The sequence below is a fragment of the Cupriavidus sp. DF5525 genome, from assembly GCF_040149425.2.
GTDB classification, from domain to species: Bacteria; Pseudomonadota; Gammaproteobacteria; order Burkholderiales; family Burkholderiaceae; genus Cupriavidus; species Cupriavidus pickettii_A.
Genome location: NZ_CP168265.1, coordinates 1,605,461 through 1,619,960, shown reverse-complemented (window position 1 = coordinate 1,619,960; position 14,500 = coordinate 1,605,461). Strand labels below are relative to the sequence as shown.

Genomic DNA, 14,500 nt, shown 5'->3' with positions numbered 1-14,500 from the left:
GAACGATTGCGTGGAGGGCCGCGCGTCGGCGGCCGTGTTGCGGCAACTCCTTCTGGCCCGGGCGATGTCAGCTCAGTCCAGCAGGTCGGGCTGTTCCTTGACGATGCGGGCGTACAGCGGCTGGAACTGGAACCAGCCCGCCTGCGCCGTGCCGACGATCGAATAAGACTGGCGCGCGGCCGCGTCGGAGATCATCTTCAGCGGTGCCTGCGTAGGCGCGGCGGCGGCTTCGGCCAGCAGCTGCACCTGGCACGAACGCTCCATCGTGATAAACCACCACGCCGCCTCGTCCACGGTCTTGCCGACCGTCAGCAGGCCGTGGTTCTGCAGGATCGCGGCCTTGTTCTGGCCAAGCGCGTTGGCGATGCGCTGGCCTTCGTCCAGCTCCACCACCACGCCGCCGAAGTCGTCATAGAGCGCATGGTCGTTGTAGAACGCGCACACGTCCTGCGTCAGCGGATCGAGCGGGCGGCCCAGCGTGGACCAGGCGCGGCCATAGGTGCTGTGCGAGTGCGCCGCAGCCACCGCGTCGGGGCGGGTCTGGTGCACGCGCGAATGAATGGCGAAGGCCGCGGCGTTGACCGGGTAATCGCCCTCCACCACGTCGCCGTGGTGATCGCAGCGGATCAGGTTCGACACCTTGACCTGGCTGAAATGCACGCCGAAGGGATTGACCCAGAAGGTGTCGGTGAATTCCGGGTCGCGCGCGGTGATATGGCCGGCAACGCCCTCGTCGAAACCGAACTTCGAGAACAAGCGGAAGGCCGCGGCCAGGCGCTGCTTGCGGTGCAGGCGCTCCTCGGCGGCGGTGGCGAATTGCGGCGGGCGCGGCAGGTTGCGGTAGCGGGCCTTGACCTCTTCGGACAGGCCGGCGCCGATCTCGTCGGCGCGCTCAGTGACTTGCGGGGCGTTCATGGGTGTCTCCTCTTGTTCTGCCTGCGTTGTCATGAACTGCGTGGCCGGCAGCACGCCCGCAGGCGCGCCGCCGGCCCTTCACTCAAACCGCTCAGGCCAGCTTGACCAGTTGCTTGCCGAAGTTCTTGCCCTTGAGCAAGCCGATAAAGGCCTCCGGCGCGCTGGCCAGCCCTTCGGCAATGCTCTCGCGGAACTTGAGCTTGCCCTGCGCGACGGCGGTGCCCAGTTCCTTCAGCGCCTGCGGCCAGACCTCCATGTGCTCCGACACGATAAAGCCCTCGATGGTCAGGCGCGACACCAGGATCAACTGCGGGTTCTTCAGCGGCACCGGCTGGCCGTCATAGCCCGCGATCATGCCGCACATGGCGATGCGGCCGAAGGCGTTCATGCGCATCAACACGGCATCCAGGATATCGCCGCCGACGTTCTCGAAATAGCCGTCAATGCCGTCGGGCGTGGCCTCCTTGAGCATCGTGTAGAGCTCCTTGGGATCCTTCGCCGCCTTGTAGTCGATGCAGGCATCGAAGCCCAGCTCGTTGACTACGTAATCGCATTTGTCCTTGCCGCCTGCAAAACCGACCGCGCGGCAGCCGGCCAGCTTGGCGAGCTGCCCGACCACGCTGCCAACCGCGCCCGATGCGGCGCTCACGGCGATGGTCTTGCCCGGCTTGGGCATGATGATCTTGTTCAGCCCGTACCAGGCGGTCACACCCGGCATGCCGACCGAACCCAGGTAGGCCGACAGCGGGATATGCGTGGTATCGACCTGCTGCAGGCCGGTGCCGTCGCTGACGCCCATTTCCTGCCAGCCGAACATGCCGACCACCTTGTCGCCCGGCTTGAACTTGCTGTTCTTGCTTTCCACCACCTCGCCCACGGTGCCGCCGATCATCACTTCATTGAGCGGCTGCGGCGCGGCGTAGGACTTGCTGTCGTTCATGCGGCCGCGCATATACGGATCCAGCGACAGGTAGTGGTTGCGCACCAGCACCTGGCCGTCGGCGATCTGCGGCACGGGCACTTCTTCCAGCCGGAAATTGGCCGGCGTTACCGCGCCCTCGGGACGCGAGGCCAGGACGATGCGCTTGAACGTATTGGACATGATCGGTTCCTTCCATTAGGAATGTGGAAACAGCATGGAAACTGCCTGGATACTGCAAGGCGGGGTGCGGCAGCGCCGCCCCGCGTACTTTCGTCTTGCCGGCGCTCAGCCGTCGGCGCCGGTATCGGTCTCGCCCGGACGCTGCGGCGGCATGCGCCGGATGTACTTGAAGGTGCCCGACGCGCGCGCCACGGTCTTGCCGTCGGCGTCGACGATCTCGCCTTCGCAGAACACCATGGTGGTGGTGCGATGCACGGTGGTGCCGCGCGCGGTCAGCGTGCCGCGCCCGGGCGCCATAAAGCTGGTCTTCATCTCGATGGTGACCACGCCGCGCCCGTCCGCGTCGGCACTGCGGCCGGCCACGGCCATGGCCACGTCGAGCAGCGTCATGATCACGCCGCCGTGCGCCATGTCCCAGCTGTTCTCGTGACGCTTGAGGATCGGCAGCGCGATCTCGCTGCGCCCGCCTTCAGCCAGGCTGCAGGTCACGCCGAGGTCGGCGAGGAAGGGGATATGGGTCAGGGGCCCTTTGAACTGGTTCATGGCTAATGCAAGTCCGGAAAATGAGTACCTGCGAGGCAGCCGCCTCGCGCCGGCCCCAAGTTTGAGCGCAATCCGGCGTTCCGCCAAGCCGCGGCGCCGGATTGCCCCGCTCAGACCGCGCTGACGCCGCCGTCGACCGCCAGGATCTGCCCGGTAATGTGCTTGCCGGCATCGCTGGCGAACAGCAGCGCGGCGCCCTTCAGGTCTTCATCGTCACCCAGGCGATGCAGCGGCACGCCGGCGCACATGGCCTCGACGCCCAGGCGCTCGAGCGAGCCCTTGGTCATCTTGGACGGAAAGAAGCCCGGCGCCAGCGCGTTGACGGTGATGTTGTGCTCGCCCCACTCGGCCGCCAGCGTGCGCGTGAAGTTGACCACCGCGCCCTTGGAGGTGTTGTAGGCGATGGTTTCCATCGTGCCCGGCGGGTTGCCGGCCAGCCCGGCGATCGACGCCACGTTGATGATGCGGCCGTAGCGGCGCGGGATCATCGACAGCTTGCCGATGCGCTGGCTCAGCAGGAACAGGCCGCGGATGTTCAGGTTCATCACCTTGTCCCAGGCCTCGACCGGATGGTCTTCGGCGGGGGCGCCCCAGGTGGCGCCGGCGTTGTTGACCAGGATGTCGACGTGGCCCAGCTTGGCGATAGCTTCGTCAGCCAGCCGCGCAATCTCCGACTCCTGCGAGCCGTCGGCGGCGATCCAGTCGGCCTCGATGCCGAGCGACTTCAGGTGCGCCTGGGCCGCCTGCAGTTCGTCGGCCTTGCGCGCCGACAGCACCACGCGGGCGCCCTGCTCCCCCAGTGCCTCGGCGATCTGCAGGCCGAGCCCGCGCGAACCGCCGGTGATCAGTGCGGTCTTGCCCTTCAGGTCAAACAGTTGCTGGATGGTGCGCATGTTGTCTTCCTTCGTTCTCTTGTCTTTGGGGATGGGGCGAGGGCCGTTCAAAACCACGCGTCCTGCATATCCAGCGTGGTACGGTCGAGCGTTTCGAGCAGGTCCAGCTGCGGTCCGACCTTGGGCAGTTCCCAGCGGAAGAAGTAGGCCGCGGCGGCCAGCTTGCCGCGATAGAAATCCTCGTCTTCCTTGCCGCCCGCCTGCTTCAGCCCGGCCTGTGCCACCAGCGCCTGCTCCAGCCAGATCCACGCCACCACCACGTGCCCGAAGGCCTCCAGGTAGATGGATGCATTGGCCAGCGTCACGTTCGGGTCACCCGCGCTCCACAGCGTCTGCGTGACCTCGGCCAGGCGCGTGGTGGCGGCGCCGAGCGCGCGCGCCTGCTGCGCCAGTTCGGCATCGTCGGCGGACAGCGCTCGCTTGATCGTGTCCTGCACACGGTCGCCCAGCAGCTTGAACGCCGCGCCATCCTTCATCACCACCTTGCGGCCCAGCAGGTCCAGGCCCTGGATGCCGTGGGTGCCTTCGTGGATCGGGTTCAGGCGGTTGTCGCGGTAGAACTGCTCGACGTTGTACTCGCGCGTATAGCCATAGCCGCCGTGCACCTGGATCGCCAGGTTGTTGGCCTCCAGGCACCATTGCGACGGCCAGCTCTTGGCGATCGGCGTCAGGATGTCGAGCAGCAGCGCGAGGCGCGCGTGCGTGGTCTCGTCACCGGCGGCGGCGGCCGCTTCTTCCTCGTCGACCAGCTGCGCGCAGTACAGGTTCAGCGCCAGGCCGCCTTCGACGTAGCTCTTCTGCGCCAGCAGCATGCGCCGGATATCGGCGTGCTCGACCAGCCTGACCTGCGGGCTGGCCGCGTCCTTGCCGCCGGGGCCGACCGGGCGGCCCTGCGGGCGGTTGCGCGCGTAGTCGAGCGCATGCAGGTAGCCGGTATAGCCCAGCATCACCGCGCCCAGGCCGACGCCGATGCGCGCCTCGTTCATCATGTGGAACATGCAGGCCAGGCCCTTGTGCGGCTCGCCCACCAGGTAGCCGATCGCGCCGGCCTTGCCGCCCGGCTTGTACTTCATGCCTTCGCCGAAGTTGAGCAGGCAGTTGGTGGTGCCGCGGTAGCCCATCTTGTGGTTGAGGCCGGCCAGCACCACGTCGTTGTGCTCGCCGAGCGAGCCGTCCTCGTTGACCAGGTACTTGGGCACGATGAACAGCGAGATACCCTTCACGCCCGGGATCAGCTTGCCGTCCGGGCCGGGGATCTTGGCCAGCACCAGGTGGACGATGTTGTCCGACAGCTCGTGCTCGCCGGCGGAAATCCACATCTTGTTGCCGCGCAGGCGATATTGCTGGCCCAGCGGCGAATCGCCCTCGTACTCGGCGCGCGTGGTGATGTCGGACAGCGACGACCCGGCCTGCGGCTCCGACAGGCACATGGTGCCGAAGAAGCGCCCTTCCATCTCCGGCTTGACGAAGGTCTCGACCTGCGCCGGCGTGCCGTGCGTCAGCAACAGGTTGGCGTTGCCGATGGTCAGGAAGGGGTAGGAACTGGTGCCGACGTTGGCGCCCTTGAAATAAGCGAAGCCGGCCTTCTCCACCACCACCGGCAGCTGCATGCCGCCCAGCTCATAGTCCTGGCCCGCGGCCATCAGCCCGGCATCGCAGAAGGCCTTCAGTGCGGTGCTGACTTCGGGGATGATGCTGACGGTCTCGCCGTCGAAATGCGGTTCTTGCTGGTCGTTCTTCTTGTTGTGCGGCGCGAACAGGTCGGTGGCGATCTTCTCGCAGGTGTCCAGCGCTGCATCGAAGGTCTCGCGCGAGTGGTCGGCATAGCGCGGGATGCGGGTCAGCTCGTCGACCTTGAGCCATTCGTACAGCACGAAGTTCAGGTCGCGGCGGGAAAGGATCATCGACATGGTGTCTCCATGCGGCGCACTGCGTGGTGCGCCGTGAATTCTTGTTGCCTTCTTGTGCGAACCGCCAGGGCTTTGAATCGCACCGCATGGGTGCTCCCTCTCCCGCATGCGGGAGAGGGTTGGGGTGAGGGCCGGACGGTACTACGAAGTACAGGCCGGCGGTATGCCACCGCCTGCCCTCACCCCCTGCCCCTCTCCCGCAAGCGGGCGGGGGAGCAAACCGGCAGCGTGCCGGCTTTGTCGGCAGTTACAGGACTTCGAACAATCCAGCCGCGCCCTGGCCGCCGCCGATGCACATGGTCACGACCACATACTTGACGCCGCGGCGCTTGCCTTCGATCAGCGCATGGCCGACCAGGCGAGCACCCGACACGCCGTACGGGTGGCCCACTGCGATGGCGCCGCCGTTGACGTTGAGGCGATCCATCGGGATGCCCAGCTTGTCGGCGCAGTACAGCACCTGCACGGCGAAGGCTTCGTTCAGCTCCCACAGGCCGATGTCCTCGACCTTCAGGCCGGCCTTCTTCAGCAGCTTTGGCACCGCGAAGACGGGACCGATGCCCATCTCATCCGGCTCGCAGCCCGCCACGGCAAAGCCGCGGAACACACCCAGCGGCTGCAGGCCCCTGGCCTCGGCCACGCGCGCGTTCATCACCACGGCTGCCGAAGCGCCGTCGGAGAACTGCGAGGCATTGCCGGCGGTGATCACGCCACCCGGCACCGCGCTGCGGATCTTGGCCACGCCTTCCAGCGTGGTGTCGGCGCGGATGCCTTCGTCGGCGGAGATGGTGACTTCCTTCGTCACCAGCTGGCCGGTGGACTTGTCGGCCACACCGGCGAGCACCGTCATCGGCACGATCTCGTCCTTGAACTTGCCGGCTTCCTGGGCGGCGGCGGCGCGTTGCTGGCTGCGCACGCCGTATTCGTCCTGGCGCTCCTTCGCGATGTTGTAGCGCTTGGCCACGGTCTCGGCGGTCTGGAGCATGTTCCAGTAGATTTCCGGCTTGTTCTTGACCAGCCAGCTTTCCTGGATCATGTGGCGGTTCATCTCCTGCTGCACGCAGGAGATGCTCTCCACGCCGCCGGCGACGAAGATATCGCCCTCATCGGCGATCACGCGCTGCGCGGCCATGGCGATGGTCTGCAGGCCGGACGAGCAGAAGCGGTTGACGGTGGCGCCAGGCACGGTGACCGGGCAGCCGGCGCGCAGTGCGATCTGGCGCGCGATATTGGCGCCGGTGGCGCCTTCCGGGTTGGCACAGCCCATCAGCACGTCTTCCACTTCGGCGGCGTCGATTTTGGCGCGGGCGATGGCGTGCTGAACGGCGTGACCACCCAGCGTGGCGCCGTGGGTCATGTTGAAGGCACCCTTCCAGCTCTTGGCCAGTGCGGTCCGTGCGGTGGATACGATGACTGCTTCGTTCATGTCTTGCTCCTCGGAATCTCTTGTGTCTTTCAGTTCGGTGGTTCGGTTCAGCCCTGGCCCTTGAGCACATCCGCGGACATGACACGGGCGACGCCGGCGGCGCCGAGGTCCTGCCACGCCTGCGCCAGCGACCCTTCCAGGTCGATGGCGCGGCAGGCATCCTCGATCACCGCGGCCTCGAAGCCCGCGGCGCGCGCATCGAGCGCGCTCCATGCCACGCAGTAGTCCGTCGCCAGCCCGGCGCAGAACACGCGCCTGACGCCATGCTCGCGCAGGTAGCCGGCCAGCCCGGTGCGCGTGGTGCGGTCCGCCTCCAGGAAGGCGGAGTAGCTGTCCACGTCGGCATGGTGGCCCTTGCGGATCAGCAACCGCGCGTGCGGCACGTGAAGGCCCGCATGCAGCGCGGCGCCCGGCGTGTCCTGCACGCAATGCACCGGCCACAGCACCTGCGGCCCGTACGGCAGCGTGAGCGACTGGAACGGCTGCGTGCCGGCATGATTGGCCGCGAACGAGACGTGCGCGGCCGGATGCCAGTCCTGCGTCAGCACCACGTGCCCGAACGCGCGCGCCAGCCGGTTGATGACGGGCACCACCTCATCGCCATTGAGCACGGCAAGCGCGCCGCCCGGCATGAAGTCGTTCTGCACGTCGATCACCAGCAGGCAATCGTCCGGTCCGATGGTCGTGTTCATGGCCGCTCCTGGCTGAACCCTCGTGGCCGTATTAGCCGTTGAAACCCTTGCCTTCGTCCGCCAGCTTCTGCAGCAGCGGCGCGACCTGCCAGGCTTCACCGTGGTAGCCCTTGGCGTAGCGCTTCATTGCCAGCGCCACGTTGTACAGGCCGACCTGGTCCGCGTACAGCATCGGGCCGCCGCGGAACAGCGGGAAGCCGTAGCCGGTCAGGTACACCATGTCGATATCCGAAGCCTTGGAAGCAATGCCTTCCTCCAGGATCTTGGCGCCTTCGTTGACCAGTGCGAACACCAGGCGCTCGACGATCTCTTCGTCAGAGATCTTGCGGCGCGTGATACCCAGGTCCTTCGAGTGCTGCACGATCATGTCGTTGACCTGCTGGTTCGGGTACGGCTTGCGGTCGCCCGCCTTGTAGTCGTACCAGCCCGCGCCGGTCTTCTGGCCGAAGCGGCCCATTTCGCACAGCAGGTCGGCGGTCTTGGAATACTGGATGTCCGGCTTGTCCACCGCGCGGCGCTTGCGGATGGCCCAGCCGATGTCGTTGCCAGCCAGGTCGCCCATGCGGAACGGGCCCATGGCAAAGCCGAACTTCTCGATGGCCTTGTCGACCTGCTCGGGCAGCGCGCCTTCGTCCAGCAGGTAGCCGGCCTGGCGGCTGTACTGCTCGATCATGCGGTTGCCGATAAAGCCGTCGCACACGCCCGACACCACCGCGGTCTTCTTGATCTTCTTGCCGATCTGCATGACCGTGGCCAGCACATCCTTGCCGGTCTTCTCGCCGCGCACCACTTCCAGCAGCTTCATCACGTTGGCCGGGCTGAAGAAGTGCATGCCGACCACGTCCTGCGGACGCTTGGTAAACGAAGCGATCTTGTTGACGTCGAGCGTGGAGGTATTCGAGGCCAGGATCGCGCCTTGCTTGGCGACTTCATCCAGCTTCTTGAACACGGTCTCCTTGACGCCCATTTCCTCGAACACGGCCTCGATGATGAGGTCGGCGTCCTTGAGGTCGTCATAGGACAGCGTGGTGCTCAGCAGGCCCATGCGCTGCTCGACCTTCTCTTGCGTGAGCTTGCCCTTCTTGGCGCTGTTCTCGTAGTTCTTGCGGATCGTGGCCACGCCGCGGTCCAGCGCTTCCTGCTTGGTTTCCAGCATGGTGACCGGGATGCCGGCGTTCAGGAAGTTCATGCTGATGCCGCCACCCATGGTGCCGGCGCCGATCACGGCGATCTTCTCGATCTTGCGGGTCGCGGTGCCTTCAGGCACGTCGGGGATCTTGCTGGCGGCACGCTCGCCGAAGAAGGCGTGGCGCAGCGCGCGCGATTCCGGCGTGGTGACCAGGAACAGGAAGCCCTCGCGCTCTTCCTTCAGGCCTTGCTCGAACGGCTTGAGCGAGCCGGCCACCGCTTCCAGGCACTTCAGCGGCGCCGGGAAGTTCTTGGCCATCGCGGCAACGGTGTTGCGGGCAAAGCCCAGGTAGCCTTCGGGGTTCTCGTGGCGCACCTTCAGGTCGCGCACCTTCGGGTGCGGGCCGGTGGCGGCGCCAACGTTCTGCGCAAACTTGACCGCTGCTGGCAGCACATCACCGTCGACGATCTCGTCGAACAGCTTGGTGCCGGCGAACTTCTCGGACAGCACCGGGGTGCCCGACACGATCATGTTGGCCGCGGCCTCCAGGCCGATCACGCGCGGCAGGCGCTGCGTGCCGCCGGCGCCGGGCAGCAGGCCCAGCTTCACTTCCGGCAGCGCGATCTGCGCGCCCTTGGACGCCACGCGGTAGTTACAGCCCAGCGCCAGCTCCAGGCCGCCACCCATGGCGACCGAGTGCACCGCAGCCACCACCGGCTTGGACGATGCTTCCAGCACGCGGATCACCGAGTGCAGCGTCGGCTCCTGCATGGCCTTGGGCGTATTGAATTCACGGATGTCGGCGCCGCCCGAGAATGCCTTGCCAGCGCCGGTGATGACGATCGCCTTGACGGCGGCATCGTCCAGCGCGCGGGTCATGCCTTCGACGATGCCAAGCCGGGTGCTGTGACCCAGGCCGTTGACAGGGGGATTGTCGAGCGTGATGACGGCTACGCCGTCCTGAACCTGATACTGCGCTGTCATGCTGGTTCCTTTGTTCAGAAGTTGTCTCGGGATTCGAATTCTCGAATTCATTTTTTACCGCTCCTGCACGGCCTGTAATGGCCGTTTGCTGCCCGGGTGGCTGGCACCGCGGGAGGGTAAACCCTCCGCCCGACTTGCCGCATTCCCGCGCCCATCAACGCCTTCAGGCTGTTGGGCGAAACAAGCATACACAAAATAGCACGGTCGTTCAATTTTAATTTTGGCGGTTTTCCTATTGCATGAACGGCGTGAATTGTGGCCCTTACCGGGATGCATGACGGGCGCCCCATTAGCCGGAAAATTCGCGCTGCCGCGTCCGAATGAATGCCGATTACAGCACATGCGAGACCAACCGAGGGCCGGTTCTAAACTCAGTATCGGACTTTTATTTGGCCCGGTCGGACGACTCGCTGAAAAAGACGCGGTAGACTCGCGGCTTTTCGTTTTTTGCCGCCCAGGCCTCCACAAGACGCCGGGCCGGCGGAAGTTCCAGCGACCCTGATGTCTTCCCATTCACATTCACACCCGCACGAGCACCAGCACCAGCACCAGCACCCGGTGGTAGAGCATGACGACCTCAAGCGCAAGCTCAAGGCCCGCCACCTGACCATGATCGCCATCGGCGGCGCCGTGGGCACGGGGCTGTTCGTCGCCTCGGGCGCCTCGATCGCACAGGCCGGGCCCGGCGGCGCGCTGCTGATGTATGTGCTGCTCGGCCTGATGGTTTACTGCCTGATGACCAGCCTGGGCGAGCTCGCCGTCCATATGCCGGTGGCTGGCTCCTTCGTCACCTACAGCGCGCTCTATGTCGATGAGGGCTTCGGCTTCGCGCTGGGCTGGAACTACTGGTTCAGCCTGGCGGTGACCATCGCCGTGGAGCTGACCGCGGCGCAACTGGTGATGCAGTACTGGTTCCCTCATGTGCCAGGGGTGGTCTGGAGCGCGGCCTTCCTGCTGCTGATGTTCGTGCTCAATGCCTTCTCGGTGCGCGGCTTCGGCGAGGCCGAGTACTGGTTCGCGCTGATCAAGGTGGTAACCGTGGTGGTGTTCCTGGGCGTGGGCCTGCTGATGATCTTCGGCATCATGAAGGGCGGGCCGCAATCGGGCTGGCACAACTTCACGCTCGGCGACGCGCCCTTTGTCGGCGGCATCCCGGCCATGTTCGGGGTGGCGATGATTGCGGGGTTCTCGTTCCAGGGCACGGAAACCGTTGGCGTGGCCGCCGGGGAGGCGGAAAACCCGGCCAAGACCATCCCGCGCGCGATCCGGCAGACCTTCTGGCGCATCCTGCTGTTCTATGTGATTGCCATCCTGATCATCGGGGTGCTGATTCCCTATACCGATCCCAGCCTGCTGCGCAATGACGTCACCGACGTCGGCGTGAGCCCGTTCGCGCTAGTGTTCCGCCACGCCGGGCTGGCCTTTGCGGCGGGCCTGATGAATGCCGTGGTGCTGACCGCGCTGCTGTCGGCCGGTACCTCGAGCATGTATGTGTCCACCCGGATCCTCTATGGCCTGGCGGTCAGCGGCCGCGCGCCGCGGGCCTTTGGCAAGCTGACGGTGAATGGCGTGCCGTTCAATGCGCTGCTGCTCACCACTGGCGTGGGCGCGCTGTGTTTCTTCAGTTCGCTGTTCGGGGACAAGGCGGTGTACCTGTGGCTGCTCAATACCTCGGCCATGACGGGCTTCTTTGCGTGGCTCGGAATTGCCGTCAGCCACTACCGCTTCCGCCGCGGGCTGGTGCATCAGGGGTATGACGTCAGCATGCTGGCGTACCGGTCGCCGCTGTATCCGTTCGGGCCGATCTTTGCCGGGGTGCTGTGCGTGGTGATCGTGGCCGGGCAGAACTACCAGGCGTTCGCGGATATCCCGAACCGCTGGCCGGAGATCGTTGCGACCTATATCGGCGTGCCGGCGTTCCTGGCGCTGTGGTGGGGATATCGGGTCGTGAAGAAGACTCGGATGATCGATTACGAGGATATGCCGTTCGAGTTGCCGAAGCCTCAGGTCGAGGCCCGGGAAAAGCTGGCGGCCTGAGCCGTTTCCCGCCTTAAGCCAAACGGCCCGCGCAAATGCGCGGGCCGTTTGCATTGGGTCTGGTCGGCTCAAACCTCCAGCCACTCCTTCCGCACCTGCGAATTCGCCTTCAACTCCGCGGGCGTCCCCTCGAACACGATATGCCCGTGTCCCATCACATAGACCCGCTGCGAGATATCCAGCGCAATCGCCAGCTTCTGCTCGATCAGCAACACCGACACCCCACGCTCCTTCAGCGTCTTCAGGTAATCGCCCACCAGCGTCACGATCATCGGCGCGAGCCCTTCGGTCGGCTCGTCGATCAGGATCAGGTCGGGGTCGCCCATCAGCGTGCGGCACAGCGTCAGCATCTGCTGCTCGCCGCCTGACAGCACGCCGGCCGAGGTGTTTTCCCGCTCTTTCAACCGCGGGAACATATTGAACATGTCCTCCACCGACCAGCGCGGCTTGGCCTGCCGCGGGTTGCGCTTCTCGCCCAGCAACAGGTTCTGCCGCACCGTCAGCGTCGGGAAGATATCCCGGTTCTCCGGCACATAGCCGATCCCCAGGTGCGCGATCTCGAAGGTGCGCCGCCCCAGGATCTCCTCGTCGCGAAACTTCACCGAGCCCTCGGCCTTGACCATCCCCAGGATGGCCTTGGCCATGGTCGAGCGCCCCACCCCGTTGCGGCCCAGCAGCGCGACGATCTCGCCTTCGTCGATATGGGCATCCACCCCGTGCAGGATATGGCTCTTGCCGTAGTAGGCGTGCAGGCCCGTGACGTCCAGCATGCGCTTGCCCATCAGTGCGCTCCTTCGGTGGTGTCTTCGTCCAGCGTGGTGCCCAGGTAGGCTTCCTTGACCTTGCGGTTGTTACGGATCGCCTGCGGCGTGTCGGTGGCGATCACCTCGCCGTAGACCAGCACCGAGATCCGGTCGGCCAGGCCGAACACCACGCTCATGTCGTGCTCCACCATCACCAGCGTCTTGCCCACGGTGACCTTGCGGATCAGCTCGACCGCATGGTCGGACTCGGAGCGGCTCATGCCCGCGGTGGGCTCGTCCAGCAGGATCACCTCGGCGCCGCCGGCGATGGTGATGCCGATCTCCAGCGCGCGCTGCTCGGCGTAGGTCAGCAAGCCGGCCTGCGAATCGCGGCGGTGCTGCATGCCGATCAGCTCCAGCACTTCCTCGGCGCGCTCGCGCGCATCGCGCAGGCCCGTCAGCCTGTGCCAGAACGAGTACTTGTAGCCGAGCGACCACAGCACCGCGCAGCGCAGGTTCTCGAACACCGACAGCCGGTGGAAGATATTGGTGATCTGGAAGCTGCGCGACAGCCCCATGCGGTTGATCACGAAGGGCTGCAGCCCGCCGATCTCCTCGCCGTTCAGCCGCACCGTGCCGCTGGTCGGCGCAAAGCGGCCGGAGATCAGGTTGAAGGTGGTGGACTTGCCCGCCCCGTTCGGCCCGATCAGCGCGTGGCGCTCGCCCTTGGCAATGTTCAGGTTCACGCCGCGGATGATCTCCGTCTGGCCGAACTTCTTGCGTACATCGGTCAGTTCCAGCGCCGCCGTCATGCCCTGCCTCCCGCGATTTCTGCCTGCACCTTGTCCCACTCAGCCCGCGCGCCGCGCACCGCCAGCCGCCATGCGGCCAGCCCGGCGGCCCACAGCACCGCCGCCACCGCCCATGGCATCCACATCGCGGCATCGAAACCGATGCCGAACAGCTTCATGGCGGTGCCATTGGCGCTGTCGACCTGAACCTTGTAGACCAGCTCGACCGTGAGAATCATGGCCAGCAGCAGCACCACACCGGCGGCGCCGGCACGGGCGTACGACGGCAGCATGCGCTTGAGCTTGCCCTTGCCCAGCAGCGGCAGCTGCATCAACAGCAGGCTGGCCAGCCCGCCCGGCACGAACATCACCATCAGCACAAAGAACAGCCCCAGGTAGAGCAGCCAGGCCTTGGTCAGGTCCGACAGCGCCACCGCGAACAGCACGAACACCACCGCGCCGATGATGGGCCCGAAGAACACGCCCGCGCCGCCGATAAACACCGCCAGCAGCACGCCGCCGGAACGCACCGCGCTGACGTTCTCGGCCGAGACGATCTCGAAGTTGATCGCCGCCAGCGCGCCGGAGATGCCGGCGAAGAATGCCGACAGGATCAGCACCAGGTAGCGCACGCGCTGGGTGTTGTAGCCGATGAACTCGACCCGCTCGGGGTTGTCGCGCACGGCGTTGGCGATGCGGCCCAGCGGCGTCTGCGTCCACGCGTACATCGCCACCATCGATGCCACGCACCACACCGCGATCAGGTAGTAGACCTGGCGGCCCGGCCCGAAGGTGAGGCCCAGGAAGGGGTCGCCGACCACCCGGTTGGTGGAGATGCCGCCCTCGCCGCCGAAGAACTCGGGGAACATCAGCGAGCTCGCGAACACCATCTCGCCGATGCCCATGGTGATCATGGCGAAGGTGGTGCCGGCCTTCTTGGTGGTGACATAGCCAAAGATCACGCCGAAGAACGCGCCGGCCAGCCCCCCGACCAGCGGCAGCATCGACACCGGCAGCCATACCTTGCCGGCGCCGACCATGTTCAGCACGTGCACGGCGATAAAGGCACCCAGGCCGGAATACACCGCATGGCCGAACGACAGCATGCCGGTCTGCCCGAGCAGCATGTTGTACGACAGCGCGAAAATGATCATGATGCCCATCTGCGACATCAGCGTGATGGCGAAGCCCCCGGTAAAGACCAGCGGCAGCACCAGCATGACCAGCACGGTCAGGCTCCAGATCATCCAGCGCGCCAGGTTCAGCGGGCGGTAGCGCATGGTGCGGCCGGTGACCACCGGCTCGCGGCGTTGTTGCATCGCTTGCTCCATGGTG

General features: G+C 65.8%; 12 protein-coding genes. 1 reads left to right on the top strand and 11 read right to left on the bottom strand.

Going from position 1 to position 14,500, the window contains the following annotated elements:
- Window positions 1-72: 72 nt before the first annotated feature.
- From ABNX08_RS07650 to ABNX08_RS07615, 8 genes are all read right to left on the bottom strand, one after another.
- Window positions 73-915, bottom strand: a complete 843-nt coding sequence (locus ABNX08_RS07650; RefSeq protein WP_349604592.1) for a class II aldolase/adducin family protein — start codon at window positions 913-915, stop codon at window positions 73-75.
- A 91-nt stretch (window positions 916-1,006) separates the two neighbouring features.
- Window positions 1,007-2,017, bottom strand: a complete 1,011-nt coding sequence (locus tag ABNX08_RS07645; protein ID WP_022534588.1) for an NADP-dependent oxidoreductase — start codon at window positions 2,015-2,017, stop codon at window positions 1,007-1,009.
- A 105-nt stretch (window positions 2,018-2,122) separates the two neighbouring features.
- Window positions 2,123-2,560, bottom strand: coding sequence for a PaaI family thioesterase (locus tag ABNX08_RS07640; protein ID WP_349604595.1), 438 nt, complete (start codon window positions 2,558-2,560; stop codon window positions 2,123-2,125).
- A gap of 110 nt (window positions 2,561-2,670) precedes the next feature.
- Window positions 2,671-3,453 carry an SDR family oxidoreductase gene (locus ABNX08_RS07635; protein WP_022534586.1) on the bottom strand — a complete coding sequence of 261 codons (783 nt, stop codon included), beginning with the start codon at window positions 3,451-3,453 and terminating at the stop codon, window positions 2,671-2,673.
- Window positions 3,454-3,500: 47 nt separating this feature from the next.
- Window positions 3,501-5,363 carry an acyl-CoA dehydrogenase gene (locus tag ABNX08_RS07630; RefSeq protein WP_349604598.1) on the bottom strand — a complete coding sequence of 621 codons (1,863 nt, stop codon included), beginning with the start codon at window positions 5,361-5,363 and terminating at the stop codon, window positions 3,501-3,503.
- Window positions 5,364-5,610: 247 nt separating this feature from the next.
- On the bottom strand, window positions 5,611-6,789 hold the full coding sequence (locus ABNX08_RS07625; protein ID WP_022534584.1) for an acetyl-CoA C-acyltransferase: 1,179 nt from the start codon (window positions 6,787-6,789) through the stop codon (window positions 5,611-5,613).
- Window positions 6,790-6,836: 47 nt separating this feature from the next.
- Window positions 6,837-7,481, bottom strand: a complete 645-nt coding sequence (pncA, locus tag ABNX08_RS07620; protein WP_349604600.1) for a bifunctional nicotinamidase/pyrazinamidase — start codon at window positions 7,479-7,481, stop codon at window positions 6,837-6,839.
- 31 nt (window positions 7,482-7,512) lie between these two features.
- Entirely contained in the window at window positions 7,513-9,594 is a 2,082-nt protein-coding gene (locus ABNX08_RS07615; protein ID WP_022534582.1) for a 3-hydroxyacyl-CoA dehydrogenase NAD-binding domain-containing protein, read from the bottom strand.
- Between the two features lie 609 nt (window positions 9,595-10,203).
- Here ABNX08_RS07615 and ABNX08_RS07610 point away from each other — a divergent pair.
- Complete coding sequence (locus ABNX08_RS07610; RefSeq protein WP_374063671.1) at window positions 10,204-11,631, top strand: amino acid permease; 1,428 nt, start codon at window positions 10,204-10,206, stop codon at window positions 11,629-11,631.
- Between the two features lie 68 nt (window positions 11,632-11,699).
- Here ABNX08_RS07610 and ABNX08_RS07605 read toward each other — a convergent pair whose 3' ends face one another.
- Genes ABNX08_RS07605 through ABNX08_RS07595 form a run of 3 tightly spaced genes read right to left on the bottom strand, consistent with a single transcriptional unit; the run spans window position 11,700 to window position 14,496 of the window.
- Window positions 11,700-12,413 carry an ABC transporter ATP-binding protein gene (locus tag ABNX08_RS07605; protein ID WP_349604602.1) on the bottom strand — a complete coding sequence of 238 codons (714 nt, stop codon included), beginning with the start codon at window positions 12,411-12,413 and terminating at the stop codon, window positions 11,700-11,702.
- Window positions 12,413-13,186 (bottom strand): ABC transporter ATP-binding protein, encoded by a 774-nt coding sequence (locus ABNX08_RS07600; protein ID WP_022534579.1) that lies wholly within the window; start codon window positions 13,184-13,186, stop codon window positions 12,413-12,415. The genes ABNX08_RS07605 and ABNX08_RS07600 overlap by 1 nt, the downstream gene beginning before the upstream one ends.
- Window positions 13,183-14,496 (bottom strand): branched-chain amino acid ABC transporter permease, encoded by a 1,314-nt coding sequence (locus tag ABNX08_RS07595; protein WP_022534578.1) that lies wholly within the window; start codon window positions 14,494-14,496, stop codon window positions 13,183-13,185. The genes ABNX08_RS07600 and ABNX08_RS07595 overlap by 4 nt, the downstream gene beginning before the upstream one ends.
- Window positions 14,497-14,500: the final 4 nt, after the last annotated feature.

Bases quoted from the DNA above. Each gene is read 5' to 3' on its own strand.
- ABNX08_RS07650 (WP_349604592.1), bottom strand. From the start codon at position 915: ATGAACGCCCCGCAAGTCACTGAGCGCGCCGACGAGATCGGCGCCGGC.
- ABNX08_RS07645 (WP_022534588.1), bottom strand. From the start codon at position 2,017: ATGTCCAATACGTTCAAGCGCATCGTCCTGGCCTCGCGTCCCGAGGGC.
- ABNX08_RS07640 (WP_349604595.1), bottom strand. From the start codon at position 2,560: ATGAACCAGTTCAAAGGGCCCCTGACCCATATCCCCTTCCTCGCCGAC.
- ABNX08_RS07635 (WP_022534586.1), bottom strand. From the start codon at position 3,453: ATGCGCACCATCCAGCAACTGTTTGACCTGAAGGGCAAGACCGCACTG.
- ABNX08_RS07630 (WP_349604598.1), bottom strand. From the start codon at position 5,363: ATGTCGATGATCCTTTCCCGCCGCGACCTGAACTTCGTGCTGTACGAA.
- ABNX08_RS07625 (WP_022534584.1), bottom strand. From the start codon at position 6,789: ATGAACGAAGCAGTCATCGTATCCACCGCACGGACCGCACTGGCCAAG.
- pncA (WP_349604600.1), bottom strand. From the start codon at position 7,481: ATGAACACGACCATCGGACCGGACGATTGCCTGCTGGTGATCGACGTG.
- ABNX08_RS07615 (WP_022534582.1), bottom strand. From the start codon at position 9,594: ATGACAGCGCAGTATCAGGTTCAGGACGGCGTAGCCGTCATCACGCTC.
- ABNX08_RS07610 (WP_374063671.1), top strand. From the start codon at position 10,204: ATGATCGCCATCGGCGGCGCCGTGGGCACGGGGCTGTTCGTCGCCTCG.
- ABNX08_RS07605 (WP_349604602.1), bottom strand. From the start codon at position 12,413: ATGGGCAAGCGCATGCTGGACGTCACGGGCCTGCACGCCTACTACGGC.
- ABNX08_RS07600 (WP_022534579.1), bottom strand. From the start codon at position 13,186: ATGACGGCGGCGCTGGAACTGACCGATGTACGCAAGAAGTTCGGCCAG.
- ABNX08_RS07595 (WP_022534578.1), bottom strand. From the start codon at position 14,496: ATGGAGCAAGCGATGCAACAACGCCGCGAGCCGGTGGTCACCGGCCGC.